We start from the raw sequence: 21,833 nt of genomic DNA, 5'->3' as shown, positions 1-21,833 counted from the left end.
CGATAACAGATGACTATGCAAATCCGAGTTGAACATCTCAGTAAAACCTTCGTGCTGCACCAGCAGTACGGCACCCGCCTGCCGGTGCTGCACGACGCCAACCTGACGGTCCACGGCGGCGAATGCGTGGTGCTGCACGGCCACTCCGGCAGCGGCAAATCCACCCTGCTGCGCTCGCTGTACGCCAACTACCTGCCGGACAGCGGCCATATCTGGATCAACCACCAGGGCGACTGGCTGGACATGGTCAGCGCCGACGCGCGCCAAATTCTGGCGGTGCGCCGCCATACGCTGGGCTGGGTCAGCCAGTTCCTGCGGGTGATCCCGCGCATCAGCGCGCTGGAGGTGGTGATGCAGCCGCTGCTGGAACAGGGCGTCGAGCGCGCCGAGTGCCGTGACCGCGCCGAGGCGCTGCTCGCTGCGCTCAACGTGCCGCAGCGCCTGTGGCCGCTGGCGCCGTCCACCTTCTCCGGCGGCGAGCAGCAGCGGGTGAACATCGCGCGCGGCTTTATCGTCGATTACCCCATTCTGCTGCTGGACGAACCGACCGCCTCGCTCGACAGCCGCAACAGCGCGGCGGTGGTGCAGCTTATCGAACGCGCCAAGGCGCGCGGCGCGGCGATCGTCGGCATTTTTCACGATGAAGGCGTCCGCCAACAGGTCGCCGACCGGCTTTATGACATGCAGGCGCCGCAGGCGCTGGAGGCCCTCTGATGATCGTCAATAACGTTAAGCTGGTGCTGGATGACCAGGTGGTGCAAGGCTCGCTGGAGATGCAGGACGGCGTGATCCGCAGCTTCACCGACGGCCCGAGCCGGCTGCCGCAGGCGCTGGACGGCGACGGCGGCTGGCTGCTGCCGGGGCTGATCGAACTGCATACCGACAACCTGGACAAGTTCTTCACCCCACGCCCGAACGTCGACTGGCCGGCCCATTCGGCGATGAGCAGCCACGACGCGCTGATGGTGGCCAACGGCATCACCACGGTACTGGACGCGGTAGCGATCGGCGACGTGCGCGACGGCGGCCACCGGCTGGAAAACCTGCAGAAGATGATCGACGCGGTGATCCACAGCCAGCGCGCCGGGGTGAACCGCGCCGAGCACCGGCTGCACCTGCGCTGCGAGCTGCCGCACGAGAGCACGCTGCCGCTGTTCGAACAGCTGATGGACAAGCCGGGCGTGTCGCTGGTGTCGCTGATGGACCATTCGCCGGGCCAGCGCCAGTTCGCCTCGCGCGAAAAGTACCGCGAATACTATCAGGGCAAATACCACCTCAACGACCAGCAGATGAGCGAGTACGAGGAGCAGCAGGTCGCCCTGTCCGCCCGCTGGGCCGCGCCGAACCGCGAGGCGATCGCCGCCCACTGCCGCGCGCGCCGCATCTCGCTGGCCAGCCATGACGATGCCACCGCCGCGCACGTTGCCGAATCCTGCGCGCTGGGCAGCGCCATCGCCGAGTTCCCCACCACCGAGGCGGCCGCCCGCGCCTCGCACCAACAGGGCCTGCAGGTGCTGATGGGCGCGCCGAACATCGTGCGCGGCGGCTCCCACTCCGGCAACGTGGCGGCGCACCATCTGGCGGCGCTGGGGGTGTTGGATATTCTCTCTTCCGATTATTACCCGGCCAGCCTGCTGGACGCGGCGTTTCGCCTCGCGGCGGACGAACGCAACGCCTACGACCTGCCCCAGGCGGTGCGCATGATCACCCGCAACCCGGCGCGGGCACTGGATCTGCAGGATCGCGGCACCATCGCCGAAGGATTGCGGGCGGATCTGGTGCTGGCGCGGCCGCACGGCGAGCACGTTTATGTGCAGAACGTGTGGCGCCAGGGCCGGCAGGTGTTCTGATGGCGCGGCTCATCTACCTGATGGGGCCTTCCGGCGCAGGCAAGGACAGCCTGCTGGCCGCGCTGCGGGCCGACGCCGACAGTGCGCCGCTGGTGGCGCACCGTTACATCACCCGGCCGGCGGACGCCGGCTGCGAGAATCACATCGCGCTGAGCGAACCGGAATTTCTGCGCCGCCGCGCCAAGGGGCTGTTCGCGCTCGACTGGCAGGCCCACCAGCAGCGCTACGCGTTCGGGATCGAAGTGGATCTTTGGCTGCTGCAGGGGATCGACGTGGCGGTCAACGGTTCGCGCGCCCACCTGCCGCAGGCGCAGCAGCGCTATGGTACGCAGCTGCTGCCGGTGTGCCTGCAGGTCAGCGCCGGGATCCTGCGCCGCCGCCTGCAGGAACGCGGGCGAGAAAGCGCCGAACAGATCGAGCAGCGGCTGGCGCGGGCGGCGGAATATCAGCAGAGTCTGCCCGCCGGCTGCCGGCTGCTGCACAACGATGGCCCACTCGACGACACCCTGGCGGCGCTGCTGGCGCTGCTGCCTACCGCCACCCGACAAGCTCAGGACGCGACGCCATGAACGACTTTGCCCAGCCGAAAATCGGCAACAACGTGACCCTTAACCGCACCCGGCTCGGCCAGTATGTGCATCTGGCCGACGATGCGATCCTGGAAGAAGTGGAGATGGGGGACTACTCCTACACCGCCGGGCACAACCAGATCTTTTACGCCACCATCGGCAAGTTCGTCTCCATCGCCTCCTATGCGCGCATCAATCCCGGCAACCACCCGACCTACCAGCGCATCGCGCAGCACCACTTTACCTACCGCGCCTCCGAATACGGGCTGGGGGAAGACGACGCGGCGTTCTTCGACTGGCGGCGCGAGCACCACGTCACCGTCGGCCACGACGTGTGGATCGGCCATAACGCCATCCTGATGCCGGGCGTCAGCGTCGGCAACGGCGCGGTGATCGGCAGCGCGGCGGTGGTCACCAAAGACGTGGAGCCTTACAGCATCGTCGCCGGCGTGGCGGCCAAGAAGATCGGCATGCGCTTTGACGACGCGCTGATAGAACGCATCGAACGCAGCCAGTGGTGGCACTGGGATCACGCCACGCTGCAGGCGCGGCTGGCGGATTTTCGCGACATCAACCGCTTTGCGCAGAAGTACCTTTAACGGAGGGGAGCGATGCAACTGACCTTTCTCGGCACCGGCGGCGCGCAGCAGGTGCCGGTGTTCGGCTGCGACTGCCTGATCTGCCAACGGGCGCGGCGCGAGCCGGCATTTCGGCGGCGAGCATGCAGCGCCATGCTTAACTATCAGGGGGAAACGACCTTATTGGATGCGGGATTGCCGGCTTTGGAGCGGCGATTTTCGGCGGGGCAAATTCAACGTTTTTTACTGACACATTACCACATGGATCACGTTCAGGGGTTATTTCCTTTGCGTTGGGGGTGCGGAAATTCCATTCCGGTGTATGGCCCGCCGGATGAACAGGGTTGCGACGATCTGTTCAAACACCCGGGCATTCTGGCGTTTCAGCCGCCGCTGGCGCCCTTCGCCACCGTCGAACTGGGCGGCATGCGCATCACCCCGCTGCCGCTGCAACACTCCAAACTGACCCACGGCTATCTGATCCAGGCGGCGGGCGCTGCGCTGGCCTACCTGACCGACACCGTCGGCCTGCCGCCGGCCACCGCCGACTATCTGCAGAACGTGGCGCTGGATCTGCTGGTGCTCGATTGCAGCCTGCCGCCGCAGCCGCAGGCGCCGCGCAACCACAACGACCTGACCCGCGCGCAGGAGACGCAGCGGTTGCTGCAGCCCAAACGCACGCTGCTGACGCACATCAGCCATCATCTCGATCTGTGGCTGCTGGACAACGAACTGCCCGCCGGGCTGGAGCTGGCGTTCGACCACCTCAGCGTCAGCCTCGGTAGCAGTGCAGCCGATCCGACTCCAGCACCCTGACCCCTTCGCCCGGCGTAAACGCCTGCTGCAGCAGCGTTTGCGCCACGTCTTTGGCGGAGACGGCGCGCCATTTGCCGGGCAGCAGCCTGAACAGCGGCAGCGTGAGGCGCTCCATCAGGCGCGGCGCAGGGCGATCCCCCACCAGCATGGAAGGCCGCACCAGCGTCAGGCGCGGCCAGTGCTGTTCGCGCAGCGCCTGCTCCATCTCGCCTTTGGTGCGGTTATACAGGAAGGTGGAATCCGCGTTGGCGCCCAACGCGCTCACCACCAGACAGTGCTGCGCCCCCAACCGGCGGCCAGTCAGCGCGCTCTCCACCACCAACTGGTAATCGACGTAGCGGAAGGCATCGGCGCTACCCGCCGCCCGGCGGGTGGTGCCCAGGCAGCAGAACACCAGATCGACCGGCTGCTGCAGGCTACTCAGCAGTTCGAACAGCGCATCGCCGACCGGGTTGGTCAGCTTGCCGTGCGGCGGCAGCGGCGTGCGCGTCGGCGCCACGATGGCCGTTATCTGCGGATCGCTTTGCAACAGCTGCAACAACTCGCGCCCCACCAGCCCGGTTGCGCCGACTAACAGTGCTCGCGCCATGCAATCCCCCGTTGTAATCAATACGTCAACTTAAAGTATAGACCGCGCCCAATGCAGCTTCTTGCCGAAGCCGAGGGTGTTGTCGGTCATCTTCACCTCGTGCAGATCCAGCCGCCAAACCGAGGCTTTCATCGCCCTGGCGATCGGGAAGCGCTTGCAGTAACGCGCGCGCGCCGCGTCGGCCTCTTCGCCGCTCAGCAGCACCGCCTCGGCGCGGTACTGCACGCCGCGGATCAGCGCGATGCTTTTCGGCTTCGGCGCGATGGTGCCGACCACCCGGCCGTTGTTCAGCATCAACCCGCCGTGACGGGTGTGCGGTTCGGTCATCAGCCACAGCGCCATCGCCGCGGCGTCGAACACGTAAAAACAGTTGGCGCACCACATGTCGAGGCCGTCGCCGGCGCACAGCGTCAAGACGTGTTGTTTGCCGATGAAATCCGCAATCTGCTGCCGTTGTTCTGGGGTATTCAAGGTTACTCGCCTCCTTGTTCACTCACTTCATCTTACCCTGCGTTGTTGAGGCGAGTCACAAATAACGATAATCATCAAAAACCCAAATTGAATATAAAAACACAATAAATGCATTTTTATTAACTTAGGCCAGGAAAATATTTATAACATAAAAAATACAAGACGGATTTATTTGATCGTTATGCAACCACTTATTCGACCGGTTCTTTTATTCCCATCCTGACGACACGCAAATTTAGCGCACCCGCCCGGAGTCGATTAGCAATTCGTTTACAAGTCCGTTGGCCCACCTGAACGCTGTTTATGCAATTCATTGCATAACAGGTGAATAGTTATTTATAAACACCGGCATTTATGTGACATTCATCACGATTTTTAGCCAACCTTGCGTTAAAATAGCGCCATCTTTTCACTCAGCAAGGTGGATTAGAAAATGGAAAACAATAACCGCAAAATGGCGCATATCAGGCGCACAACCCATATTATGATGATGGCTCATCGCAGCTGCTTTAGCTTCGCATTCTTCAACTACAGATAACCCTCTCCCCTCGCTCTTACGCCGTTGATAAGAGTGTCATTGCGTTTTTATTTATTCTCCGCACGCCGGTGATAATATCGCTTTCTCGCTAACCGGGAAGGACACGCAATTCATTATTAATTTCGGCCAAGCGCATCCAAGCTAAATAAAACAACGAACACAGTTAATGCCTTTCGGCATCGCTGGGTTCTCGCACACCTTTATTTTCGTGAAGGCGTTAGCGGCAAATGGAATTATTTGCCGACGGACTGCCTTTGCCTGAAGAATGAGAAAAATGAAAAAATTAAAAATTGCCGCCAACACCCAAACCCTCGGCTGCTTTGAAACTGAACGCGACATCGTCGATGTGCATCACAGCGATTTCAATGACGTCGCCGCCATCGTGCTGTCGGTAGACGACGTCACGCACGGCATGGTGGCGCGCATTGAAGAGCACGGCCTGAACATTCCGCTGTTCGTCGCCGTCTGCTGCGAAGAAGAGCTGGATAACGCCGTATTGCCGGCGCTGCATGGCGTGTTTGAGCTGTGCGGCAAGAATACCCAGTTCTACGGCAAACAGCTGGAGGCCGCCGCCGCCAAATATGAGAGCGAGCTGCTGCCGCCGTTCTTCAATACGCTGACGCAGTACGTGGAAATGGGCAACGCCACCTTCGCCTGCCCAGGCCACCAGGGCGGCGAGTTCTTCCGTAAACATCCGGCGGGCCGCCAGTTCTTCGACTTCTACGGCGAAACGCTTTTCCGCTCCGATATGTGCAATGCCGACGTCAAACTGGGCGACCTGTTGATCCACGAAGGCGCGCCTTGCGCAGCGCAGCAACACGCCGCCAAGGTGTTCAACGCCGACAAGACCTACTTCGTGCTCAACGGCACCTCGGCCTCGAACAAGGTGGCGACCAACGCCCTGCTGACGCGCGGCGACCTGGTGCTGTTCGACCGCAACAACCATAAATCCAACCACCACGGCGCGTTGATCCAGGCCGGTGCCACGCCGGTGTATCTGGAAACCGCCCGCAACCCGTTCGGCTTTATCGGCGGCATCGACGCGCACTGCTTTGACGAACGCTACCTGCGCCAACAGATCCGCGAAGTGGCGCCGGAACGCGCCAACGCAGCCCGCCCGTTCCGCCTGGCGATCATCCAGCTCGGCACCTACGACGGCACCATCTACAATGCCCGCCAGGTGGTCGACAAGATTGGCCACCTGTGCGATTACATCCTGTTCGACTCCGCCTGGGTAGGCTATGAGCAGTTCATTCCGATGATGAAAGACTGCTCGCCGCTGCTGCTGGAGCTGAACGAAAACGATCCCGGCATCATCGTCACCCAGTCGGTGCACAAACAGCAGGCCGGCTTCTCACAAACCTCGCAGATCCACAAAAAAGACAGGCACATCAAGGGCCAGAGCCGCTACTGCAACCACAAGCGCTTCAACAACGCCTTTATGCTGCACGCCTCTACCAGCCCGTTCTACCCGCTGTTCGCCGCGCTGGACGTCAACGCCAAGATGCACGAGGGCAAGAGCGGCCAGCGTCTGTGGCAGGAGTGCGTGCGCGTGGGGATCGAAGCGCGCAAAATGCTGCTGGACACCTGTACGATGATCAAACCGTTCGTGCCGGATCAGATCGACGGCAAGCCGTGGCAGGCCTATGACACCGCGGCGATGGCCAACGATCTGCGCTTCTTCAACTTCGTGCCCGGCGAGAAATGGCACGCCTTTGAGGGCTATGCCGAATCACAGTACTTCGTCGATCCGTGCAAACTGCTGCTCACCACGCCGGGCATCGATACCGCCACCGGCAGCTACAGCGAATTCGGCATCCCGGCGACCATTCTGGCCAACTACCTGCGTGAAAACGGCATCGTGCCGGAAAAATGCGATCTCAACTCGATCCTGTTCCTGCTGACGCCGGCGGAAGACATCGCCAAGATGCAGCATCTGGTGGCCCTGATCGCCCGCTTCGAGCAGCACATCGAGCAAAACTCCCTGCTCAGCGAGGTGCTGCCTGCGGTCTATAAAAACCACCAGCAGCGCTACAAAAACTACACCATCCGCCAGCTGTGCCAGGAAATGCACGACCTTTACGTCAGCTACGACGTTAAAGAACTGCAAAAAGAGATGTTCCGCAAAAGTTATTTCCCGCGCGTGGTGATGAATCCGCAGGACGCCAATACCGAGTTCGTGCGCGGCAATGTGGAATTGGTCTCGCTGGCTAAAGCCGAGGGCCGCATCGCCGCCGAAGGCGCCCTGCCTTACCCGCCGGGCGTGCTGTGCGTGGTGCCCGGTGAAATTTGGGGCGGCGCCGCGCAGCGTTATTTCCTGGCATTGGAAGAAGGCATCAACTTATTGCCGGGATTCGCGCCGGAATTGCAGGGCGTTTATATCCAACAGGATGAGGACGGCTGGAACCGCGCTTACGGCTACGTCATGAAAAATTAATCACCTTACGGGGCGGCGATGATTCTCGCCGCCCGGTTCGCATCCTAAAAGAGAAAATGATCATGAGTAAGTCCAATAATAAAATGGGTGTCGTGCAATTAACGATCCTGACCGCCGTGAATATGATGGGTTCCGGCATAATTATGCTGCCGACCAAGCTGGCCGAAGTGGGCACGATTTCGATCGTTTCCTGGCTGGTGACCGCCGTCGGCTCGATGGCGCTGGCCTACGCCTTCGCCAAATGCGGCATGTTCAGCCGTAAATCCGGCGGCATGGGTGGCTACGCCGAATACGCCTTCGGCAAATCGGGCAACTTTATGGCGAACTACACCTACGGCGTTTCGCTGCTGATCGCCAACATCGCCATCGCCATTTCCGCCGTCGGCTACGGCACCGAGCTGTTCGACACCACCCTCAGCCCGCTCGGGATCTGTATCGCCACCATCGGCGTGCTGTGGCTGGCGACCGTCGCCAACTTCGGCGGCGCGCGCATCACCGGCAAAATCAGCGGCATCACCGTCTGGGGCGTAATCATTCCGGTGGTGGGCATCTCGGTCATCGGCTGGTACTGGTTCAGCGGCAGCGCCTACGTCGCCGCCTGGAACCCGCATCAGGTGCCAACCTTCGAAGCCATCGGCGCCTCCATCTCAATGACCCTGTGGGCGTTCCTGGGGCTGGAATCCGCCTGCGCCAATACCGACGTGGTGGAAAATCCGGAGCGCAACGTGCCGATCGCCGTACTGGGCGGCACCCTCAGCGCGGCGGTGATCTATATCATTTCAACCAACGTGATCGCCGGCATCGTGCCGAACATGGATCTGGCCAACTCTACCGCCCCATTCGGGCTGGCGTTCTCCCACATGTTCAACCCGACGGTCGGCAAGATCATCATGGCGTTGATGGTCATGTCCTGCGTCGGCTCGCTGCTCGGCTGGCAGTTCACCATCGCTCAGGTGTTCAAATCCTCCGCCGACAGCGGCTTCTTCCCGAAAATCTTCTCCAAGCTGAGCAAGGCCGACGCGCCGGTTAAAGGCATGCTGACCATCGTCGTCATCCAGAGCGGCCTGTCGCTGATGACCATCAGCCCGTCGCTGAACAAGCAGTTCAACGTGCTGGTGAACCTGGCGGTGGTGACCAACATCATCCCTTACATCCTGTCGATGGCGGCGCTGGTCATTATTCAGAAAGTGGCGAAGGTGCCGGACAACAAGGCGCGCATCGCCAATATCATCGCCGGCATCGGCGCGCTGTACAGCTTCTACGCGCTCTACAGCTCCGGTGAGGAAGCGATGATGTGGGGCGCCATCGCCACCTTCCTCGGCTGGACGCTGTACGGCATCGTCTCGCCGCGCTTCGAGCTGGCGGGAAAAAAGGGGTAAAGCGGTAGGGCACCGGCGGCCGGGGATGGGATTGTGATGGCGAACATGCCATCATACGCCGACCCTGGCCACCAAAGCGGCGTACGATGACCGACACCTCCCCCACTCCCTGGCACCTCTACATGCTGCGTTTACCGAGCGGCATGCTGTATACCGGCATCACCACCGACGTGGCGCGCCGCCTGGCGCAGCATCAAGCCGGCAAAGGCGCCAAGGCGCTGCGCGGCAAAGGGGAATTGACGCTGGCGTTTCACTGCCAGGTGGGGGATCGCTCAACGGCGCTGAAGCTGGAATACCGCGTCAAGCAGCTGAGCAAAATACAAAAAGAGCGGCTGGTGAATCACCCGCCGCTGTCGTTGGAGTATCTATTGCCGGTCGTTAAAAGCGATTAAACGGCGCCGAAAAAGCCACTTCGCCGCTGACGCCATTCAGGGCGTCTTCCGCCAGCGGATACACCTGGAACGCACTTTCCGTGTCCGGCCAGCGGCAGTTCAGGCCATAGGCGGCGGCCGGTTTAAAACCGAAGCGGCCGTAGTAGGCCGGATCGCCCAGCACCACCACCGCGGCGTAGCTGAATTCGTTCAACGAATCCAAACCTTCGTACACCAGCTTTTCAGCCAGCCCCTGGCGGCGCAGGCTTTCGTCTACCGCCAGCGGCGCCAGCGCCACCCATTGGCGATCTTCGCCGGCCACGTCCACCGGGCTGAACGCGGCGTAACCCACCACCCCGCCTTCGTCGTCAGTGGCGACCACGCCCAGCGTCAGCAGGCCGTCTTCGCGCAGCTGCTGCACCAGATCGGCTTCGTCGTCGCGGCCAAAGGCGCGGCGCAGCAAGGCATCGATGCCCGCCGCGTCTACCGGGATCTCTACGCGGATCAGCATGATACCGCCACACGGGAAGCCGACGCCGTGCCCTCCTGCAACCCTGCTTCGACAAAATCAGCCAACTGCAACAGCCCCATGCGCAGCGGCGCAGGCATGCTTTCCAGCTCGATGGCGTCCATCAAATTTTTCACATACAGGCCCAATTCGGTATCCCCTTCAATCTGCAGCCGACGCTGAAAGAACAGCGTATCCGGATCTTGCTTGCGCGCCGCGATCAGGATCAGATCGTTGGCGTCGCCGCTGAAGCTGACGTCCGCTTCGGCGTGCTGGCTGACCACCAGTTTGTCGTTTTCTACCGTCATAAACCAGTGTAGCGCCAGATCGCGAACTTCGATCTTCAGCCAGCGCGATTCGAGAAATTCCAGATCGCCATCCGCCAACGCCTGGCGGAACTGCCAGCTCAGCACCTGTTGCAGCAGCTGACGCTGCAGGGCGAACGGCGTGAATTTCAGCGGGATGCGCAGCAGCGACGGCCCCTGGCGCACAAGGCGTGCTCGTAGTTGTTCCAACACGGTCATCCACTCCTTTCAATACGGACTACCGCTATTTTGCCACACTGGCGCGCGGCTTCAGCGGTCTATATCAACAAATAGTGCATTTCACCGCCATGTTTATCAATACGCCATAAGCTGCCCCAAATCAAAACCTGTGTGCGCCCCTTTGCCTAAAATGGCCTCCCCGATTCGCGTTTGCCGGCGGAACACCGCCGTCGGCAACCTTTAAAGACAGCGTGCGCCCGGCCGGGTGCACGGCTAAGCCAGGATAAATCTATGGAGCTGCTTTGTCCCGCCGGCAACCTGCCGGCCCTGAAGGCCGCGGTGGATAACGGCGCCGACGCCGTTTACATCGGCCTGAAAGACGATACCAACGCGCGCCACTTCGCCGGCCTCAACTTCACCGAGAAAAAGCTGCAGGAAGCGGTCGATTACGTGCATCGCCACGGCCGCAAGCTGCATATCGCCATCAACACCTTCGCCCATCCCGACGGCTACGTCCGCTGGCAGCGCGCGGTGGATATGGCAGCCCAGCTGGGCGCCGACGCGCTGATTCTGGCGGATCTGGCGATGCTGGAATACGCCGCCCAGCGCTACCCGCAGCTGGAGCGCCACGTTTCGGTGCAGGCCTCCGCCACCAACGAGGAGGCGATCCGTTTCTACCAGCGCAACTTCGAGGTGGGCCGGGTGGTACTGCCGCGCGTGCTGTCGATGCATCAGGTGAAACAGCTGGCGCGCACCAGCCCGGTGCCGCTGGAAGTGTTCGCCTTCGGCAGCCTGTGCATCATGGCCGAGGGACGCTGCTATCTCTCCTCCTACCTGACCGGCGAATCGCCGAACACCGTCGGCGCCTGTTCGCCGGCACGGTTCGTGCGCTGGCAGCAAACCCCGCAGGGCATGGAGTCGCGCCTGAACGACGTGCTGATCGACCGCTACCAGGACCATGAAAACGCCGGCTACCCGACGCTGTGCAAGGGCCGCTATCTGGTGGACGACGTGCGCTACCACGCGCTGGAAGAGCCCACCAGCCTCAATACGCTGGAGCTGCTGCCGGAGCTGCTGGCCGCCAACATCGCCTCGGTGAAGATCGAAGGCCGCCAGCGCAGCCCGGCTTACGTCAGCCAGGTGGCGCGCGTCTGGCGCCAGGCGCTCGATCGCTGCCAGGCCGATCCGGCCGCCTACCGTGCCGACGCCGCCTGGATGGAGACGCTGGGCGCGATGTCCGAGGGCACCCAGACCACGCTGGGCGCCTATCACCGCAAATGGCAGTAGCCGGAGGAAACATGAAATACGCACTGGGGCCGGTGCTCTACTACTGGCCGAAAAACGACATCGCGGCGTTCTATCAGCAGGCGGCAGAGAGCAGCGCCGACATCATTTACCTCGGCGAGAGCGTCTGCACCAAGCGGCGCGAGATGAAGGTCGGCGATTGGCTGGCGCTGGCGCGCGAAATCGCCCGCAGCGGTAAGCAGGTGGTGATCTCCACGCTGGCGCTGCTGCAGGCGCCGTCCGAGCTGAATGAGCTGAAACGCTATGTGGAGAACGGCGAGTTCCTGTTTGAAGCCAACGATCTGGGCGCGGTGAACATGGCGGCGGAGCGCGGTCTGCCGTTCGTCGCCGGCCATGCGCTGAACTGCTACAACGCCTATACCCTGCGCCTGCTGCGCCGCCAGGGCATGATGCGCTGGTGCATGCCGGTCGAGCTGTCGCGCGACTGGCTGACCAACCTGCTGGCACAGTGCGACGAGCTGGGCTTTCGCCACGATTTCGAGGTGGAGGTGCTGAGCTACGGCCACCTGCCGCTGGCCTATTCGGCGCGCTGCTTCACCGCCCGCTCGGAGAACCGCGGCAAGGACGAGTGCGAAACCTGCTGCATCAAGTATCCGCAGGGCCGCATGATGCGCTCGCAGGAACAGCAGCAGGTGTTCGTGCTCAACGGCATTCAGACCATGAGCGGCTACTGCTACAACCTCGGCAACGACCTGCCGAGCATGCAGGGGCTGGTGGACATCGTGCGGCTGTCGCCGCAGGGTGCAGAGACGCTGGCGCAAATCGATGCCTTCCGCGCCAACGAACGCGGCGAAAAGCCGCTGGCCTTGACCGATCACGCCGACTGCAACGGCTACTGGCGCCGCGTGGCGGGATTGGAGTTGGTGTCTTAGCGAGGTAAGCGCCGGCGGCGCACTGCCGCCGGCATTGTTTATTTATCAAGATGAATACGGTTATTTCCGCCGTGGAACCAATGGAATAAATTTACACACATCTGGCAGCAGCTTCTGATACCAAAATAAGTAAAAACCGCGATGACCGCATCTACCAAATGTTCTCCGTATGAAATAATACTTAGCGAGGAGAACGAGACAAGTAACATGCTCAACGTTAGCGCCATCATATTACAAAGCGGGTCTAAAAGACGTCTATTGGCCATAACCCACCCTCTATTGTTGAAACGGTAAAAGCGATGTTCTCATCACCATCGACACTGCCCATTAACGCTATTGGCGTTTTTATTGCCACCCAAGGCACCACCGTTATTCTTATTATTCCCTGCGGGGCTGTTATCGGCGCAAGAGACCGCCCCCATCAAGCCACCGGCAACCGCCATACCTATCATCCCTGGCGGGCCACCTGAAAAACCGGTAAATGCGCCAATGATGATACCCATTCCAACCTGATTGGCACAGGAGTTTGGTGCACCTCTGCTTGGCCTGTCACGATCGCCGCCGTTATTTCCATCACCACAACCGCCAATCAGTTTCATCTCATCAGAAGCAAGCTCTCTTATTGTTGACATATTTATATCATCCTTTAAATAACACGTTATAGATAAAACTAACGTCAACCATTAGTTCCCTAAACCGGCCGACAATGACAATTACCAAAGTCAATATAAGAAATTAAATCAAAATAACAATAGACATCCCGCTAAATAAACAACCTTAAACATATCGATAATACGAAATAATAAAGGCGCCGAATATGGCGCCTTTATTGGTCCCCTACGCCCGCCGTTTCCTGAACATCCCGCGCAGCGCCACGCTGTTGCGCAAGAAGCCGACGCCGAAGCCCAGCAGGGTGTAGACCACGCCGAGCACCAGCATCATCATCACGTCGCCCCACACTTCGTTCAGCGACAGCCCCATCTGGTTGACGCCGGCGATCGCCTTGGTGCCCCAGGTGGAAGGAATGCTGTACGAGATGGCGCGCACCCAGGCCGGCATCGACTGCAGCGGCCAGATGGTGCCGGACAGGTAGAAGATCGGCGTGGTGATGAACGCCAGCGTCAGGTAGATCATCTCGACGCTGCGCAGGCACTCGGTCACCAGCTTGCCCAGCCCCAGCACCGCCAGCAGGAACGGGAAGGTCAGCAGCAGCAGTTCGGCGATGTTCGCCGTCTGCCTGTAGCCCAATACCCACGGCCACAGCACGAACAGCACGATCGACAGGAACAGCCAGATCGGCAGCAGCGCCGTCAGCCCGCCGAGGTGCGCCGCCAGCGGCGCCTTGCCGCCGGGCATGCTCTTCATGGCGATGTTGACGCGGATACAGGCGATCAGCAGCGAGTGCTGCAACAGCATCACCAGCAGGCCGGGGAAGATGATCGCCGCGAAGCTGATGCCGGGGTTAAACACGTCCAGCGTTTGCCCCAGTATCGGCGTCAGCAGTATCTGCGCCTGCCGTTCGCTGAAGCCGCTGCGCAGCAGCAGCCCGTTGTTGTACTCCGTCAGCAGCTGCTGGTAGGCCGCCACCACGTCCTGTTGGATCTGGCCGTTGGCCAGGCGGTTGGTGGCGTCGCCGTACACCGGCACCACGATGTTCTGCCCGCTGAGGATCTTCTTCTCCAGATCCACCGGCATGATGATCACCGCAAACAGCTTGCGCCAGCTGAGATCGCGCTGCGCCTGCTCCAGGCTGTCGTAGGTTTCGATCGCTATCTTGGAGGTGGCGTCCAGTTGGCGGATCAGCTGCCGGCTGGCGGTGCTGTGATCCTGATCGACCACCCCCACCGGCAGATCCCACACCGTGCGGTTGGCGTACACCATGCTCATGATGCACAGCGACAGGATCAGCATCAGCCATACCGGCCGCTCCAGCATGCCGAGCAGCACCTTAACGAAGGTTTGCCAATAGAGTTTCATCCGGCGTTCCCCTCTTTTGCCAGCCGCGCCGGCAGGCGATTGCGCACCAGCAGCGCGGCCACCAGCGGGTAGACCGCCAGCAGCGCACACACGCTGAAAATGGCGCTGGCGTGCACCTGCCGCAGGAACACGTCGAACATCGCGTACAGCGCGTGGGTCAGCGGCTCGATGTTGGAAATGATGCGCGCCGGCAGCGGCATCGACAGCTCAGGCACCGCCATGCCGGAGAAAGTCATCGCGATACTGACCAAAATACCGATCAGGCTGTAGGCGGTGATGGTGCTGCCGGTAAAGGTGTACAGCAGCAGGCCGATGCTCTGCGCTGCCATCACGTAAAACAGGCCGATCATCAGCATAAACAGCGGGTTACCGCTGACGCGGGCGTCAAAGATGCCCACCAGCGCCGCGATCTCCACCATCAGCAGGGTGGTGAAACACAGCGTGTACGGCGCCAGCTTGCCGAGCAGCGCCAGGCTGAACGGCTTGGCCTGCAGCAGCGACTTGCTGCGCGCCAGCACGTAGATCATGCAGGTCACCGCGAACAACTGCAGCAGATGGATGGTGGCGGCGAACTGCTGGTAATAGATATAGCTGCCGCTGGCGTTGAACAGGCTGCCGTAAGAGAGCGTTACGTCCGCCAGCGGCGGCAGCGATTTGCCCATCTCGGTGGCGATGATGCTGCGGGTGCTGGCGTTGATTTCATTCATCAGGCCGCCGAAGTCCTGGGTGGAGTACAGCCCGGCGCCGTAGAACAACGCGTTGTAGTACATCACCACGCTCGGCTGCTTGCCCGACAGCGCGTTGGCCTCAAAGTCCGGCGGGATGTACAGCAACGCGTAATCCTGCGCGCTGCGCAGGCGGTTCAGCGACTCCGGCAGCCCGCCGCCGTAGGCCTCGACGTGGGCGTGTGACCCGGCGTCCAGCCGCCGCGTCAGCGACTTGGACAGCGGGCTGTGATCGCTGTCCACCACTGAGACCGGCAGATCGAGCAGCGTGCCTTCGGAGAAGTTGCTGCTGATCAGCCCAAACAGGATCAGCGGAAAAATCCAGCTCAGCCAGTGCACCACCGGGCTGCGAAAGGCGACGCGACACTCTTTGTCGAACGCGTGACTGAAGCAGCGCCAGCCGGCCCTTACTCTTTCCATTGCCATAAGGTGCTCATCCCCGGACGCAGGCCGTCCACCGGCTGTGACGGATACAGGCGCACTTCGAAGGTTTTCAGGTCGAAGTCGCCGGTGGCGCGGGTGGCGCGTTTGGTGGCGTAATCCCCCAGCGGCGCGATGTAGCGCACCTCGGTGTCGATCATTTTGTCCTTCAGCGCCGGCACCCGCAGCTTGACCTTGTCGCCTTTGCGCACGTGGGCCAGGATGTCTTCGCGCAGGTTAAACACGAAGTAGGCGTCCGGCACCCGGATCAGCGTCACCAGCGGGCTGCCGGCGTTCAGCAATTCGCCCACTTCGGCCGGGATCGGCCCCACTTCGCCGTCTACCGGCGCTTTCACCTGCAGATCGTCGCTCTGCGCCTGGATCTGCAGCAGGTTCTCTTCCGCCGCCCGCAGCGCCGCCGCGTATTGTTGCCGCAGCTCGACGCGGTCGCCGTTGATACCTTCGTCCAGGTTGGCCTTGGCCGCCTGCACCTGCTGGAAGGCGGTGTCGCGCGCCCGGCGCGAAGCATCCAGCTCGGACTTCGAAATATAGCCCTTGCCGGCCACGCTCAGGTTGCGGTTGTAGTCGTTTTGCGCATTGCGGTACTGCGCTTCGGCCTGCGCCAGATTGGCGCGCAGGTTGCGGATGCTCTCTTCACGGGTGCCGTGCAGCGACTGATCGAGCTGCGCCTTGGCCTCGTCGCGCGTGGCCTGCGCGGAACGCAGCTGCGCCATCAGTTCGGGGCTGTCGAGCTGGATAATCAGCTGGCCGCTTTTCACGTCGTCACCGCGTTCGATCAGGCGTTCAACCACCCGGCCTTTCGCCTTGGAAGCGACGATCACTTCGGGAGCGTCCACTTCACCCTGCAGTAACAGATCCTGATTGTGCGCGCGGAACAGGACCGCCAATGCGATCGCCACCATCATCAGCAACAGGGTAAACAGCGTCTTTTTTTTCATTATGTCGGCTCCCGGAACGGTAAGCGGCGGGCGGGGATCATCATTTCCATATCTCAAATTGCTCCAAAAAACACCATTGCTCTCATGAGGATATCACAAGCACATATCTCCTCTTTTATAACTATAAATTGGATTATGCTTTTAACACTAAAAAGCATCATTTTCGGCTTTTTGGTATGCAGATTCCTGCAATCGCCCTTTAAGCGATCCACTCTCTGATGGACGATGTTATGACTGAAAACATTGCGGTACCGCTGTCGGTACTGGATTTATCGCCAATCCCGCAAGGGGCCAAAGCGCGCGACGCTTTCCACTGTTCGCTGGATTTGGCACAGCACGCCGAACGCTGGGGCTACCGGCGCTACTGGCTGGCCGAGCACCACAACATGACCGGCATCGGCAGCGCCGCCACTTCGGTGCTGCTGGGCTATCTGGCCGCCGGCACCCAGAGCATTCGCCTCGGCTCCGGCGGCGTGATGCTGCCGAACCATGCGCCGCTGGTGATCGCCGAGCAGTTCGGCACGCTGGAGTCGCTCTATCCCGGCCGCATCGATCTGGGGCTGGGCCGCGCGCCCGGCACCGATCAGCGCACCATGATGGCGCTGCGCCGCCACCTGTCCGGCGATGTGGATACCTTCCCGCGCGACGTGCAGGAGCTGCAAAACTACTTCTGCGACGCGCAGCCCGGCCAACCGGTGCAGGCAGTGCCGGGCCAGGGGCTGCACGTGCCGCTCTGGCTGCTCGGCTCCAGCCTCTACAGCGCGCAGTTGGCGGCGCAGCTTGGCCTGCCGTTCGCCTTCGCCTCGCACTTCGCCCCGGATATGCTGTTCCAGGCGCTGCAGCTGTACCGCGAAAACTTCAAACCGTCCAAACAGCTGGCGCAACCGCACGCCATGGTGTGCGTCAACGTGATCGCCGCCGACAGCGATAGCGATGCGCGCTTCCTGTTCAGCTCGATGCAGCAACAATTCATCAACCTGCGCCGCGGATCGCCCGGCCCGCTGCCGCCGCCGGTGGATAACATCCACGCGCTGTGGACCGCCGGTGAGCAATACGGCGTCGAGCAGGCGCTGCGGATGTCGATCGTCGGCGATGAAAAAACCGTGCGCCACGGGCTGCAAACGCTGCTGCGTGAAACCGATGCCGACGAGATCATGGTCAACGGCCAGATCTTCGATCACCAGGCGCGGCTGCGTTCGTTCGAGATTGTTGCCGAAGTGAAAGGCGATGTCGTGAAGGGATAAAACGCGAAAAGGCGGTGGGGAACCCCACCGCCTCGGCGTTAACGCTGGATCAGATAGCGGATGGTCGGCCCGTCCTGCTGGATATCCAGCACCTTGTAGCCGTGGTTGCGCGCATCGAGCGGAATGTTGTTGATCGACTGCGGGCAATCGCTGATCACCTCCAGGATTTCCCCCGGCTTCAGCTGCGGCATCGCCTCCAGCGTCGCCACCGCCGGGTACGGGCAAGGCTCGCCCAGCATGTCCAGCCGGTAGTCCGGCACTATCGTCGTCTCTTTCATGGCATGCTCCTCAAATTCACCACCTGCGCCTCAGGCCGGGCGCGGAAAAAGCGTTTCTCCCACCACAGCATGGCGGCGAAGGCCAGCGCCAGCAGCAGGTAGGTCACCAGCAGGCCGCCGATCGGGCCGAAGGTGTCGAGCAGGTTGATCTTGTCGTAGTCGGTCGCCAGCGCCGGCGCCAGATCGTCCCAGTAATAGGCCAGCAGCGTGGCGCCGATGATGTTGCCCAGCCCCACCCACCAGTAGTGCACCTGCCCTTCCACCGCGCGGTACATCCAGCCGGTCTCGCAACCGCCGGCCAGCACGATGCCGAAGCCGAACAGCAAGCCGCCCAGCACCGCATTCGGGCCGGCCCACATGATTTTCGGCGCCACGCCGAGCTGCACGTAGCTGAAGATGCCGATGGCGCTCACCGCCATGCCGATGATGATGGCTTTCGCCATGTGGGTGCGGCCGGTGATCCACAGATCGCGGAACGCCGAGGTAAAGCAGATCTGCGCGCGTTCGATCAGCAGACCGAAGCCGATGCCGAACAGCATGGCGATACCGAGCTTCGGCGCATCGAACAGCGTCCACAGCGACCAAGCCACCGCCAGGCCGAAGACCGCCATGCCCAGCCGGAAGCGGCGGCGCGCCTGCTCAGGCTTCTGCGTCAGCGGCGCGGCGGCCTTCACCTTTTGCAATTTGACCGGGATGCGGAACATCGGCAGCAGCGTGAATTTGGCGCCGAAGTACGAACCTGCGGCGGTCGCCAGCGCGAAGAACCAGGCGTGCAGCGAAAACTGAGGAATGCCGGTGAAGAATGCCGCCAGGTTGCAACCCATCGCCAGGCGCGCGCCGAAGCCGGCGATAATGCCGCCCAGCAGCGCCTGCACGATGCGAATGCGGTGCTGCGGCTGGCGCAGCTTGATGTTGTTGGCCCACAGCGCGGCGGCGATGCAGCCGGCGAACATGCCGATGATCATGCGCCCGTCGATGCGCTCCAGCGGCGTGCCCTGCAGGCCGATAACCTTGAAATAGCCCCACTGCTCGGGGTGCAGGCCGAACCACTGCAGCACATGGCCGCCCCAGCGAGTGAATTCGCCGGTCACCGCCCAGAAGGTGCCGGTCATGCCGAAGTAGTAGGTAGAAAGGATCCCGGCGGCGATCACCGCCGGCAGCGGCGCCCAAAAGCGCACCAGGTATTGAGATTTGAACTGCTGCCAACTCATGGCATCTCCCGTGCATATCATCCGTAAGAAAAAACCTTATGAATGATACGCCATTCAGGGACGTTTGACGGCAACTTTCAGGCATAAAAAAACCAGCCCGCAGGCTGGTTTTTCAGAGCATTTCACCGCGAGCGATGAATCAGCGATTACGCGTCGCCGAAACGACGACGTGGTGCTGCCGGTGCGCCGTCATCACGGCGTGGGGCCGGTTTGCCGTCACGGTTGAAGTTACCGCCACGACGCTCGCCGCCGTTGCCGCCTTCACGACGTTCACCGAAGGAACGACGTGGGCCGCCTTCGCGACGTTCGCCGTTGAACGGACGACCGTTGCCACGACGCTCGCCGCCGTTGCCACCGTCACGACGCTCGCGACGTTCGAACGGCTGTGCATCGCCCAGCAGCTGCATGTTCATCGGCTTGTTCAGGATGCGGGTGCGAGTGAAGTGATTCAGGATCTCGCCCGGCATGCCTTTTGGCAGCTCGATGGTGGAGTGGGACGCGAACAGCTTGATGTTACCGATGTAACGGCTGCTGATGTCGCCTTCGTTAGCGATAGCGCCAACGATGTGACGGACTTCTACGCCATCGTCACGGCCCACTTCGATGCGGTACAGCTGCATTTCGCCAACGTCACGACGTTCGCGACGCGGACGATCGCCGTCACGGCTGTCGCGGCGATCGCCACGGTCACCGCGACGATCGTCACGGTCGTTGAACTCGCGGCGCTGACGCGGCTTGAAGACCGGATCCGGCGGCAGGATCAGCGGACGTTCGCCCTGTGCCATTTTCAGCAGCGCTGCGGCCAGGGTTTCCATATCCAGCTCTTCTTCCGGCTGCAGTTTGGTCAGCAGTGCGCGGTACAGATCCAGATCGCTGCTTTCCAGCTGCTGCTGAACTTTTGCGGCGAACTTGGCCAGACGACGCTCACCCAGCAGTTCTGCGTTCGGCAGTTCCACTTCCGGGATGGTCAGCTTCATGGTGCGTTCGATGTTGCGCAGCAGGCGGCGTTCGCGGTTTTCCACGAACAGCAGCGCGCGGCCGGCACGGCCCGCACGACCGGTACGGCCGATACGGTGAACGTAAGACTCGGAGTCCATCGGGATGTCGTAGTTGACAACCAGGCTGATGCGCTCAACGTCCAGGCCGCGGGCCGCAACGTCGGTCGCGATCAGGATATCCAGACGACCGTCTTTCAGGCGCTCCAGGGTCTGCTCACGCAGCGCCTGGTTCATGTCGCCGTTCAGCGCGGCGCTGCTGTAACCGCTGCGCTCCAGCGCTTCGGCCACTTCCAGGGTCGCGTTCTTGGTGCGCACGAAGATGATCGCCGCGTCAAAGTCTTCGGCTTCCAGGAAACGCACCAGCGCTTCGTTTTTACGCATGCCGTACACCGACCAGTAGCTCTGGCTGATGTCCGGACGGGTGGTCACGCTGGACTGGATGCGCACTTCCTGCGGCTCTTTCATAAAGCGGCGGGTGATGCGACGGATCGCTTCCGGCATGGTGGCGGAGAACAGCGCGGTCTGATGTTCAGCCGGGATCTCAGCCATGATGGTTTCTACGTCTTCGATAAAGCCCATGCGCAGCATTTCGTCGGCTTCATCCAGCACCAGACCGCTCAGGTTGGAGAGGTTCAGGGTGCCGCGCTTCAGGTGGTCCAGCAGGCGACCTGGGGTACCCACAACGATTTGCGGGCCCTGGCGCAGAGCGCGCAGCTGCACGTCGTAACGCTGGCCGCCGTACAGGGCTACCACGTTGACGCCGTTCATGTGTTTGGAGAAATCAGTCATCGCTTCGGCAACCTGAACCGCCAGTTCGCGGGTCGGTGCCAGCACCAGGATCTGAGGTGCTTTCAGGTCTGCCTGCAGGTTGTGCAGCAGCGGCAGCGAGAACGCTGCAGTTTTACCACTACCGGTCTGTGCCATGCCCAGCACATCGCGGCCGTTCAACAGGTGAGGAATACACTCAGCCTGGATCGGAGATGGTTTTTCATAGCCCAGATCGTTCAGGGCGGAAATGATTGGAGCAGACAGCCCCAGATCAGCAAAAGAGGTTTCAAACTCAGTCGTCATGTACACGTGCCTCATTAATAATGGCAGCCAGTCTACATAACTCGTCGAGAAAATTTTCAGTCATTTTCATTGAAAAGTGTGAACCGGCTCAAATTAGATTATAAAACGAACAAAAAAGCCCTCGCCCGTGAAGGCGATAACTTTGGTTAAAAACCAATGTTCATCAGGCTGATAGGTGTTCG

24 protein-coding genes are annotated in these 21,833 nt (G+C 61.4%); 12 read left to right on the top strand and 12 right to left on the bottom strand.

The annotated features are described in order from the left end of the window. Positions 1–9 precede the first annotated feature (9 nt). From phnL to phnP, 5 genes are read left to right on the top strand one after another with little or no spacing between them, the layout of a single operon-like run. Positions 10–714: a phosphonate C-P lyase system protein PhnL gene (gene phnL / locus ACJ8IM_RS09390; protein ID WP_033652772.1), complete on the top strand. Its 705-nt coding sequence runs from the start codon at positions 10–12 to the stop codon at positions 712–714. After that, a complete protein-coding gene (gene phnM / locus ACJ8IM_RS09385) occupies positions 714–1,850 on the top strand; it encodes an alpha-D-ribose 1-methylphosphonate 5-triphosphate diphosphatase (protein ID WP_033652771.1) in 1,137 nt (378 codons plus the stop codon). The genes phnL and phnM overlap by 1 nt, the downstream gene beginning before the upstream one ends. Next, a complete protein-coding gene (gene phnN, locus ACJ8IM_RS09380; RefSeq protein ID WP_033652770.1) occupies positions 1,850–2,419 on the top strand; it encodes a ribose 1,5-bisphosphokinase in 570 nt (189 codons plus the stop codon). The genes phnM and phnN overlap by 1 nt, the downstream gene beginning before the upstream one ends. Continuing rightward, positions 2,416–3,018 (top strand): DapH/DapD/GlmU-related protein, encoded by a 603-nt coding sequence (locus tag ACJ8IM_RS09375; RefSeq protein WP_033652769.1) that lies wholly within the window; start codon positions 2,416–2,418, stop codon positions 3,016–3,018. Before phnN ends, ACJ8IM_RS09375 begins: the two co-directional genes overlap by 4 nt. Positions 3,019–3,030: 12 nt before the next feature. Beyond that, positions 3,031–3,813 (top strand): phosphonate metabolism protein PhnP, encoded by a 783-nt coding sequence (gene phnP / locus ACJ8IM_RS09370; protein ID WP_033641671.1) that lies wholly within the window; start codon positions 3,031–3,033, stop codon positions 3,811–3,813. Here the strand turns inward: phnP and ACJ8IM_RS09365 are convergent. Together ACJ8IM_RS09365 and ACJ8IM_RS09360 are read right to left on the bottom strand one after the other, a co-directional pair. After that, positions 3,770–4,402 (bottom strand): NAD(P)H-binding protein, encoded by a 633-nt coding sequence (locus ACJ8IM_RS09365; RefSeq protein ID WP_033652768.1) that lies wholly within the window; start codon positions 4,400–4,402, stop codon positions 3,770–3,772. The two genes, phnP and ACJ8IM_RS09365, sit on opposite strands and share 44 nt — an antisense overlap. A 30-nt stretch (positions 4,403–4,432) precedes the next feature. Further along, positions 4,433–4,873: a YhbP family protein gene (locus tag ACJ8IM_RS09360; RefSeq protein WP_033652767.1), complete on the bottom strand. Its 441-nt coding sequence runs from the start codon at positions 4,871–4,873 to the stop codon at positions 4,433–4,435. A 433-nt stretch (positions 4,874–5,306) separates the two neighbouring features. Here ACJ8IM_RS09360 and speFL point away from each other — a divergent pair, with 433 nt between their 5' ends. The 4 genes from speFL (at position 5,307) to ACJ8IM_RS09340 (ending at position 9,619) form a co-directional block, all read left to right on the top strand. Continuing rightward, positions 5,307–5,411, top strand: a complete 105-nt coding sequence (gene speFL / locus ACJ8IM_RS09355) for a leader peptide SpeFL (protein WP_004933443.1) — start codon at positions 5,307–5,309, stop codon at positions 5,409–5,411. 274 nt (positions 5,412–5,685) lie between these two features. Further along, positions 5,686–7,848, top strand: coding sequence for an ornithine decarboxylase SpeF (gene speF / locus ACJ8IM_RS09350; protein ID WP_033652766.1), 2,163 nt, complete (start codon positions 5,686–5,688; stop codon positions 7,846–7,848). A gap of 62 nt (positions 7,849–7,910) precedes the next feature. Beyond that, positions 7,911–9,227: a putrescine-ornithine antiporter gene (gene potE / locus ACJ8IM_RS09345; RefSeq protein ID WP_025305085.1), complete on the top strand. Its 1,317-nt coding sequence runs from the start codon at positions 7,911–7,913 to the stop codon at positions 9,225–9,227. 86 nt (positions 9,228–9,313) lie between these two features. After that, positions 9,314–9,619, top strand: a complete 306-nt coding sequence (locus ACJ8IM_RS09340; RefSeq protein WP_139291246.1) for a GIY-YIG nuclease family protein — start codon at positions 9,314–9,316, stop codon at positions 9,617–9,619. Here ACJ8IM_RS09340 and ACJ8IM_RS09335 read toward each other — a convergent pair. Further along, complete coding sequence (locus tag ACJ8IM_RS09335) at positions 9,606–10,109, bottom strand: GNAT family N-acetyltransferase (protein WP_033648656.1); 504 nt, start codon at positions 10,107–10,109, stop codon at positions 9,606–9,608. The genes ACJ8IM_RS09340 and ACJ8IM_RS09335 overlap by 14 nt on opposite strands. Next, entirely contained in the window at positions 10,103–10,624 is a 522-nt protein-coding gene (gene ubiT, locus ACJ8IM_RS09330; RefSeq protein ID WP_033633544.1) for a ubiquinone anaerobic biosynthesis accessory factor UbiT, read from the bottom strand. Before ubiT ends, ACJ8IM_RS09335 begins: the two co-directional genes overlap by 7 nt. 258 nt (positions 10,625–10,882) lie before the next feature. Between ubiT and ubiU the strand changes: the two genes are divergently transcribed. Both ubiU and ACJ8IM_RS09320 read left to right on the top strand, forming a co-directional pair. After that, positions 10,883–11,878 (top strand): ubiquinone anaerobic biosynthesis protein UbiU, encoded by a 996-nt coding sequence (gene ubiU, locus ACJ8IM_RS09325; RefSeq protein ID WP_033648657.1) that lies wholly within the window; start codon positions 10,883–10,885, stop codon positions 11,876–11,878. An 11-nt stretch (positions 11,879–11,889) separates the two neighbouring features. Continuing rightward, positions 11,890–12,768: a U32 family peptidase gene (locus tag ACJ8IM_RS09320; RefSeq protein ID WP_033652765.1), complete on the top strand. Its 879-nt coding sequence runs from the start codon at positions 11,890–11,892 to the stop codon at positions 12,766–12,768. A gap of 308 nt (positions 12,769–13,076) precedes the next feature. Here the strand turns inward: ACJ8IM_RS09320 and ACJ8IM_RS09315 are convergent, their stop codons facing one another. From ACJ8IM_RS09315 to ACJ8IM_RS09300, 4 genes are all read right to left on the bottom strand, one after another. After that, positions 13,077–13,448 (bottom strand): hypothetical protein, encoded by a 372-nt coding sequence (locus tag ACJ8IM_RS09315; protein ID WP_144337664.1) that lies wholly within the window; start codon positions 13,446–13,448, stop codon positions 13,077–13,079. 157 nt (positions 13,449–13,605) lie between these two features. Continuing rightward, positions 13,606–14,745, bottom strand: a complete 1,140-nt coding sequence (locus ACJ8IM_RS09310; protein WP_033648660.1) for an ABC transporter permease — start codon at positions 14,743–14,745, stop codon at positions 13,606–13,608. Then, the gene (locus ACJ8IM_RS09305) at positions 14,742–15,896 is read right to left on the bottom strand and encodes an ABC transporter permease (RefSeq protein ID WP_033652764.1); all 1,155 of its coding nucleotides are present in this window, start codon (positions 15,894–15,896) and stop codon (positions 14,742–14,744) included. Before ACJ8IM_RS09305 ends, ACJ8IM_RS09310 begins: the two co-directional genes overlap by 4 nt. After that, entirely contained in the window at positions 15,878–16,849 is a 972-nt protein-coding gene (locus ACJ8IM_RS09300; RefSeq protein ID WP_033636831.1) for an HlyD family secretion protein, read from the bottom strand. Before ACJ8IM_RS09300 ends, ACJ8IM_RS09305 begins: the two co-directional genes overlap by 19 nt. A gap of 230 nt (positions 16,850–17,079) precedes the next feature. Here ACJ8IM_RS09300 and ACJ8IM_RS09295 point away from each other — a divergent pair, with 230 nt between their 5' ends. After that, positions 17,080–18,093 (top strand): luciferase-like monooxygenase, encoded by a 1,014-nt coding sequence (locus tag ACJ8IM_RS09295; RefSeq protein WP_172448237.1) that lies wholly within the window; start codon positions 17,080–17,082, stop codon positions 18,091–18,093. 38 nt (positions 18,094–18,131) lie between these two features. Here the strand turns inward: ACJ8IM_RS09295 and yedF are convergent, their stop codons facing one another. From yedF to yrbN, 4 genes are all read right to left on the bottom strand, one after another. Continuing rightward, positions 18,132–18,371 carry a sulfurtransferase-like selenium metabolism protein YedF gene (gene yedF / locus ACJ8IM_RS09290; RefSeq protein WP_004933486.1) on the bottom strand — a complete coding sequence of 80 codons (240 nt, stop codon included), beginning with the start codon at positions 18,369–18,371 and terminating at the stop codon, positions 18,132–18,134. Continuing rightward, a complete protein-coding gene (gene yedE / locus ACJ8IM_RS09285) occupies positions 18,368–19,582 on the bottom strand; it encodes a selenium metabolism membrane protein YedE/FdhT (RefSeq protein ID WP_016929320.1) in 1,215 nt (404 codons plus the stop codon). The genes yedF and yedE overlap by 4 nt, the downstream gene beginning before the upstream one ends. Positions 19,583–19,728: 146 nt before the next feature. Further along, positions 19,729–21,651 (bottom strand): DEAD/DEAH family ATP-dependent RNA helicase, encoded by a 1,923-nt coding sequence (locus tag ACJ8IM_RS09280; RefSeq protein WP_033652762.1) that lies wholly within the window; start codon positions 21,649–21,651, stop codon positions 19,729–19,731. Further along, the gene (yrbN, locus tag ACJ8IM_RS09275) at positions 21,641–21,715 is read right to left on the bottom strand and encodes a protein YrbN (RefSeq protein ID WP_223182019.1); all 75 of its coding nucleotides are present in this window, start codon (positions 21,713–21,715) and stop codon (positions 21,641–21,643) included. The genes ACJ8IM_RS09280 and yrbN overlap by 11 nt, the downstream gene beginning before the upstream one ends. Positions 21,716–21,833: the final 118 nt, after the last annotated feature.

The sequence above is a fragment of the Serratia sp. CY33525 genome, assembly GCF_052169115.1.
Taxonomy (GTDB): Bacteria; Pseudomonadota; Gammaproteobacteria; order Enterobacterales; family Enterobacteriaceae; genus Serratia; species Serratia sarumanii.
Note: the sequence above shows the minus strand (reverse complement) of the source record. Positions and strands in the feature narration are given on the sequence as shown.

Coding starts and splice junctions, on each gene's coding strand:
- phnL (WP_033652772.1), top strand. CDS start 10: ATGACTATGCAAATCCGAGTTGAACATCTCAGTAAAACCTTCGTGCTG.
- ACJ8IM_RS09340 (WP_139291246.1), top strand. CDS start 9,314: ATGACCGACACCTCCCCCACTCCCTGGCACCTCTACATGCTGCGTTTA.
- phnN (WP_033652770.1), top strand. CDS start 1,850: ATGGCGCGGCTCATCTACCTGATGGGGCCTTCCGGCGCAGGCAAGGAC.
- ACJ8IM_RS09305 (WP_033652764.1), bottom strand. CDS start 15,896: ATGGCAATGGAAAGAGTAAGGGCCGGCTGGCGCTGCTTCAGTCACGCG.
- phnP (WP_033641671.1), top strand. CDS start 3,031: ATGCAACTGACCTTTCTCGGCACCGGCGGCGCGCAGCAGGTGCCGGTG.
- speF (WP_033652766.1), top strand. CDS start 5,686: ATGAAAAAATTAAAAATTGCCGCCAACACCCAAACCCTCGGCTGCTTT.
- yedE (WP_016929320.1), bottom strand. CDS start 19,582: ATGAGTTGGCAGCAGTTCAAATCTCAATACCTGGTGCGCTTTTGGGCG.
- speFL (WP_004933443.1), top strand. CDS start 5,307: ATGGAAAACAATAACCGCAAAATGGCGCATATCAGGCGCACAACCCAT.
- ACJ8IM_RS09295 (WP_172448237.1), top strand. CDS start 17,080: ATGACTGAAAACATTGCGGTACCGCTGTCGGTACTGGATTTATCGCCA.
- ACJ8IM_RS09300 (WP_033636831.1), bottom strand. CDS start 16,849: ATGAAAAAAAAGACGCTGTTTACCCTGTTGCTGATGATGGTGGCGATC.
- phnM (WP_033652771.1), top strand. CDS start 714: ATGATCGTCAATAACGTTAAGCTGGTGCTGGATGACCAGGTGGTGCAA.
- ACJ8IM_RS09310 (WP_033648660.1), bottom strand. CDS start 14,745: ATGAAACTCTATTGGCAAACCTTCGTTAAGGTGCTGCTCGGCATGCTG.
- ACJ8IM_RS09280 (WP_033652762.1), bottom strand. CDS start 21,651: ATGACGACTGAGTTTGAAACCTCTTTTGCTGATCTGGGGCTGTCTGCT.
- ACJ8IM_RS09365 (WP_033652768.1), bottom strand. CDS start 4,402: ATGGCGCGAGCACTGTTAGTCGGCGCAACCGGGCTGGTGGGGCGCGAG.
- yedF (WP_004933486.1), bottom strand. CDS start 18,371: ATGAAAGAGACGACGATAGTGCCGGACTACCGGCTGGACATGCTGGGC.
- ACJ8IM_RS09320 (WP_033652765.1), top strand. CDS start 11,890: ATGAAATACGCACTGGGGCCGGTGCTCTACTACTGGCCGAAAAACGAC.
- ACJ8IM_RS09335 (WP_033648656.1), bottom strand. CDS start 10,109: ATGCTGATCCGCGTAGAGATCCCGGTAGACGCGGCGGGCATCGATGCC.
- ubiU (WP_033648657.1), top strand. CDS start 10,883: ATGGAGCTGCTTTGTCCCGCCGGCAACCTGCCGGCCCTGAAGGCCGCG.
- potE (WP_025305085.1), top strand. CDS start 7,911: ATGAGTAAGTCCAATAATAAAATGGGTGTCGTGCAATTAACGATCCTG.
- ACJ8IM_RS09375 (WP_033652769.1), top strand. CDS start 2,416: ATGAACGACTTTGCCCAGCCGAAAATCGGCAACAACGTGACCCTTAAC.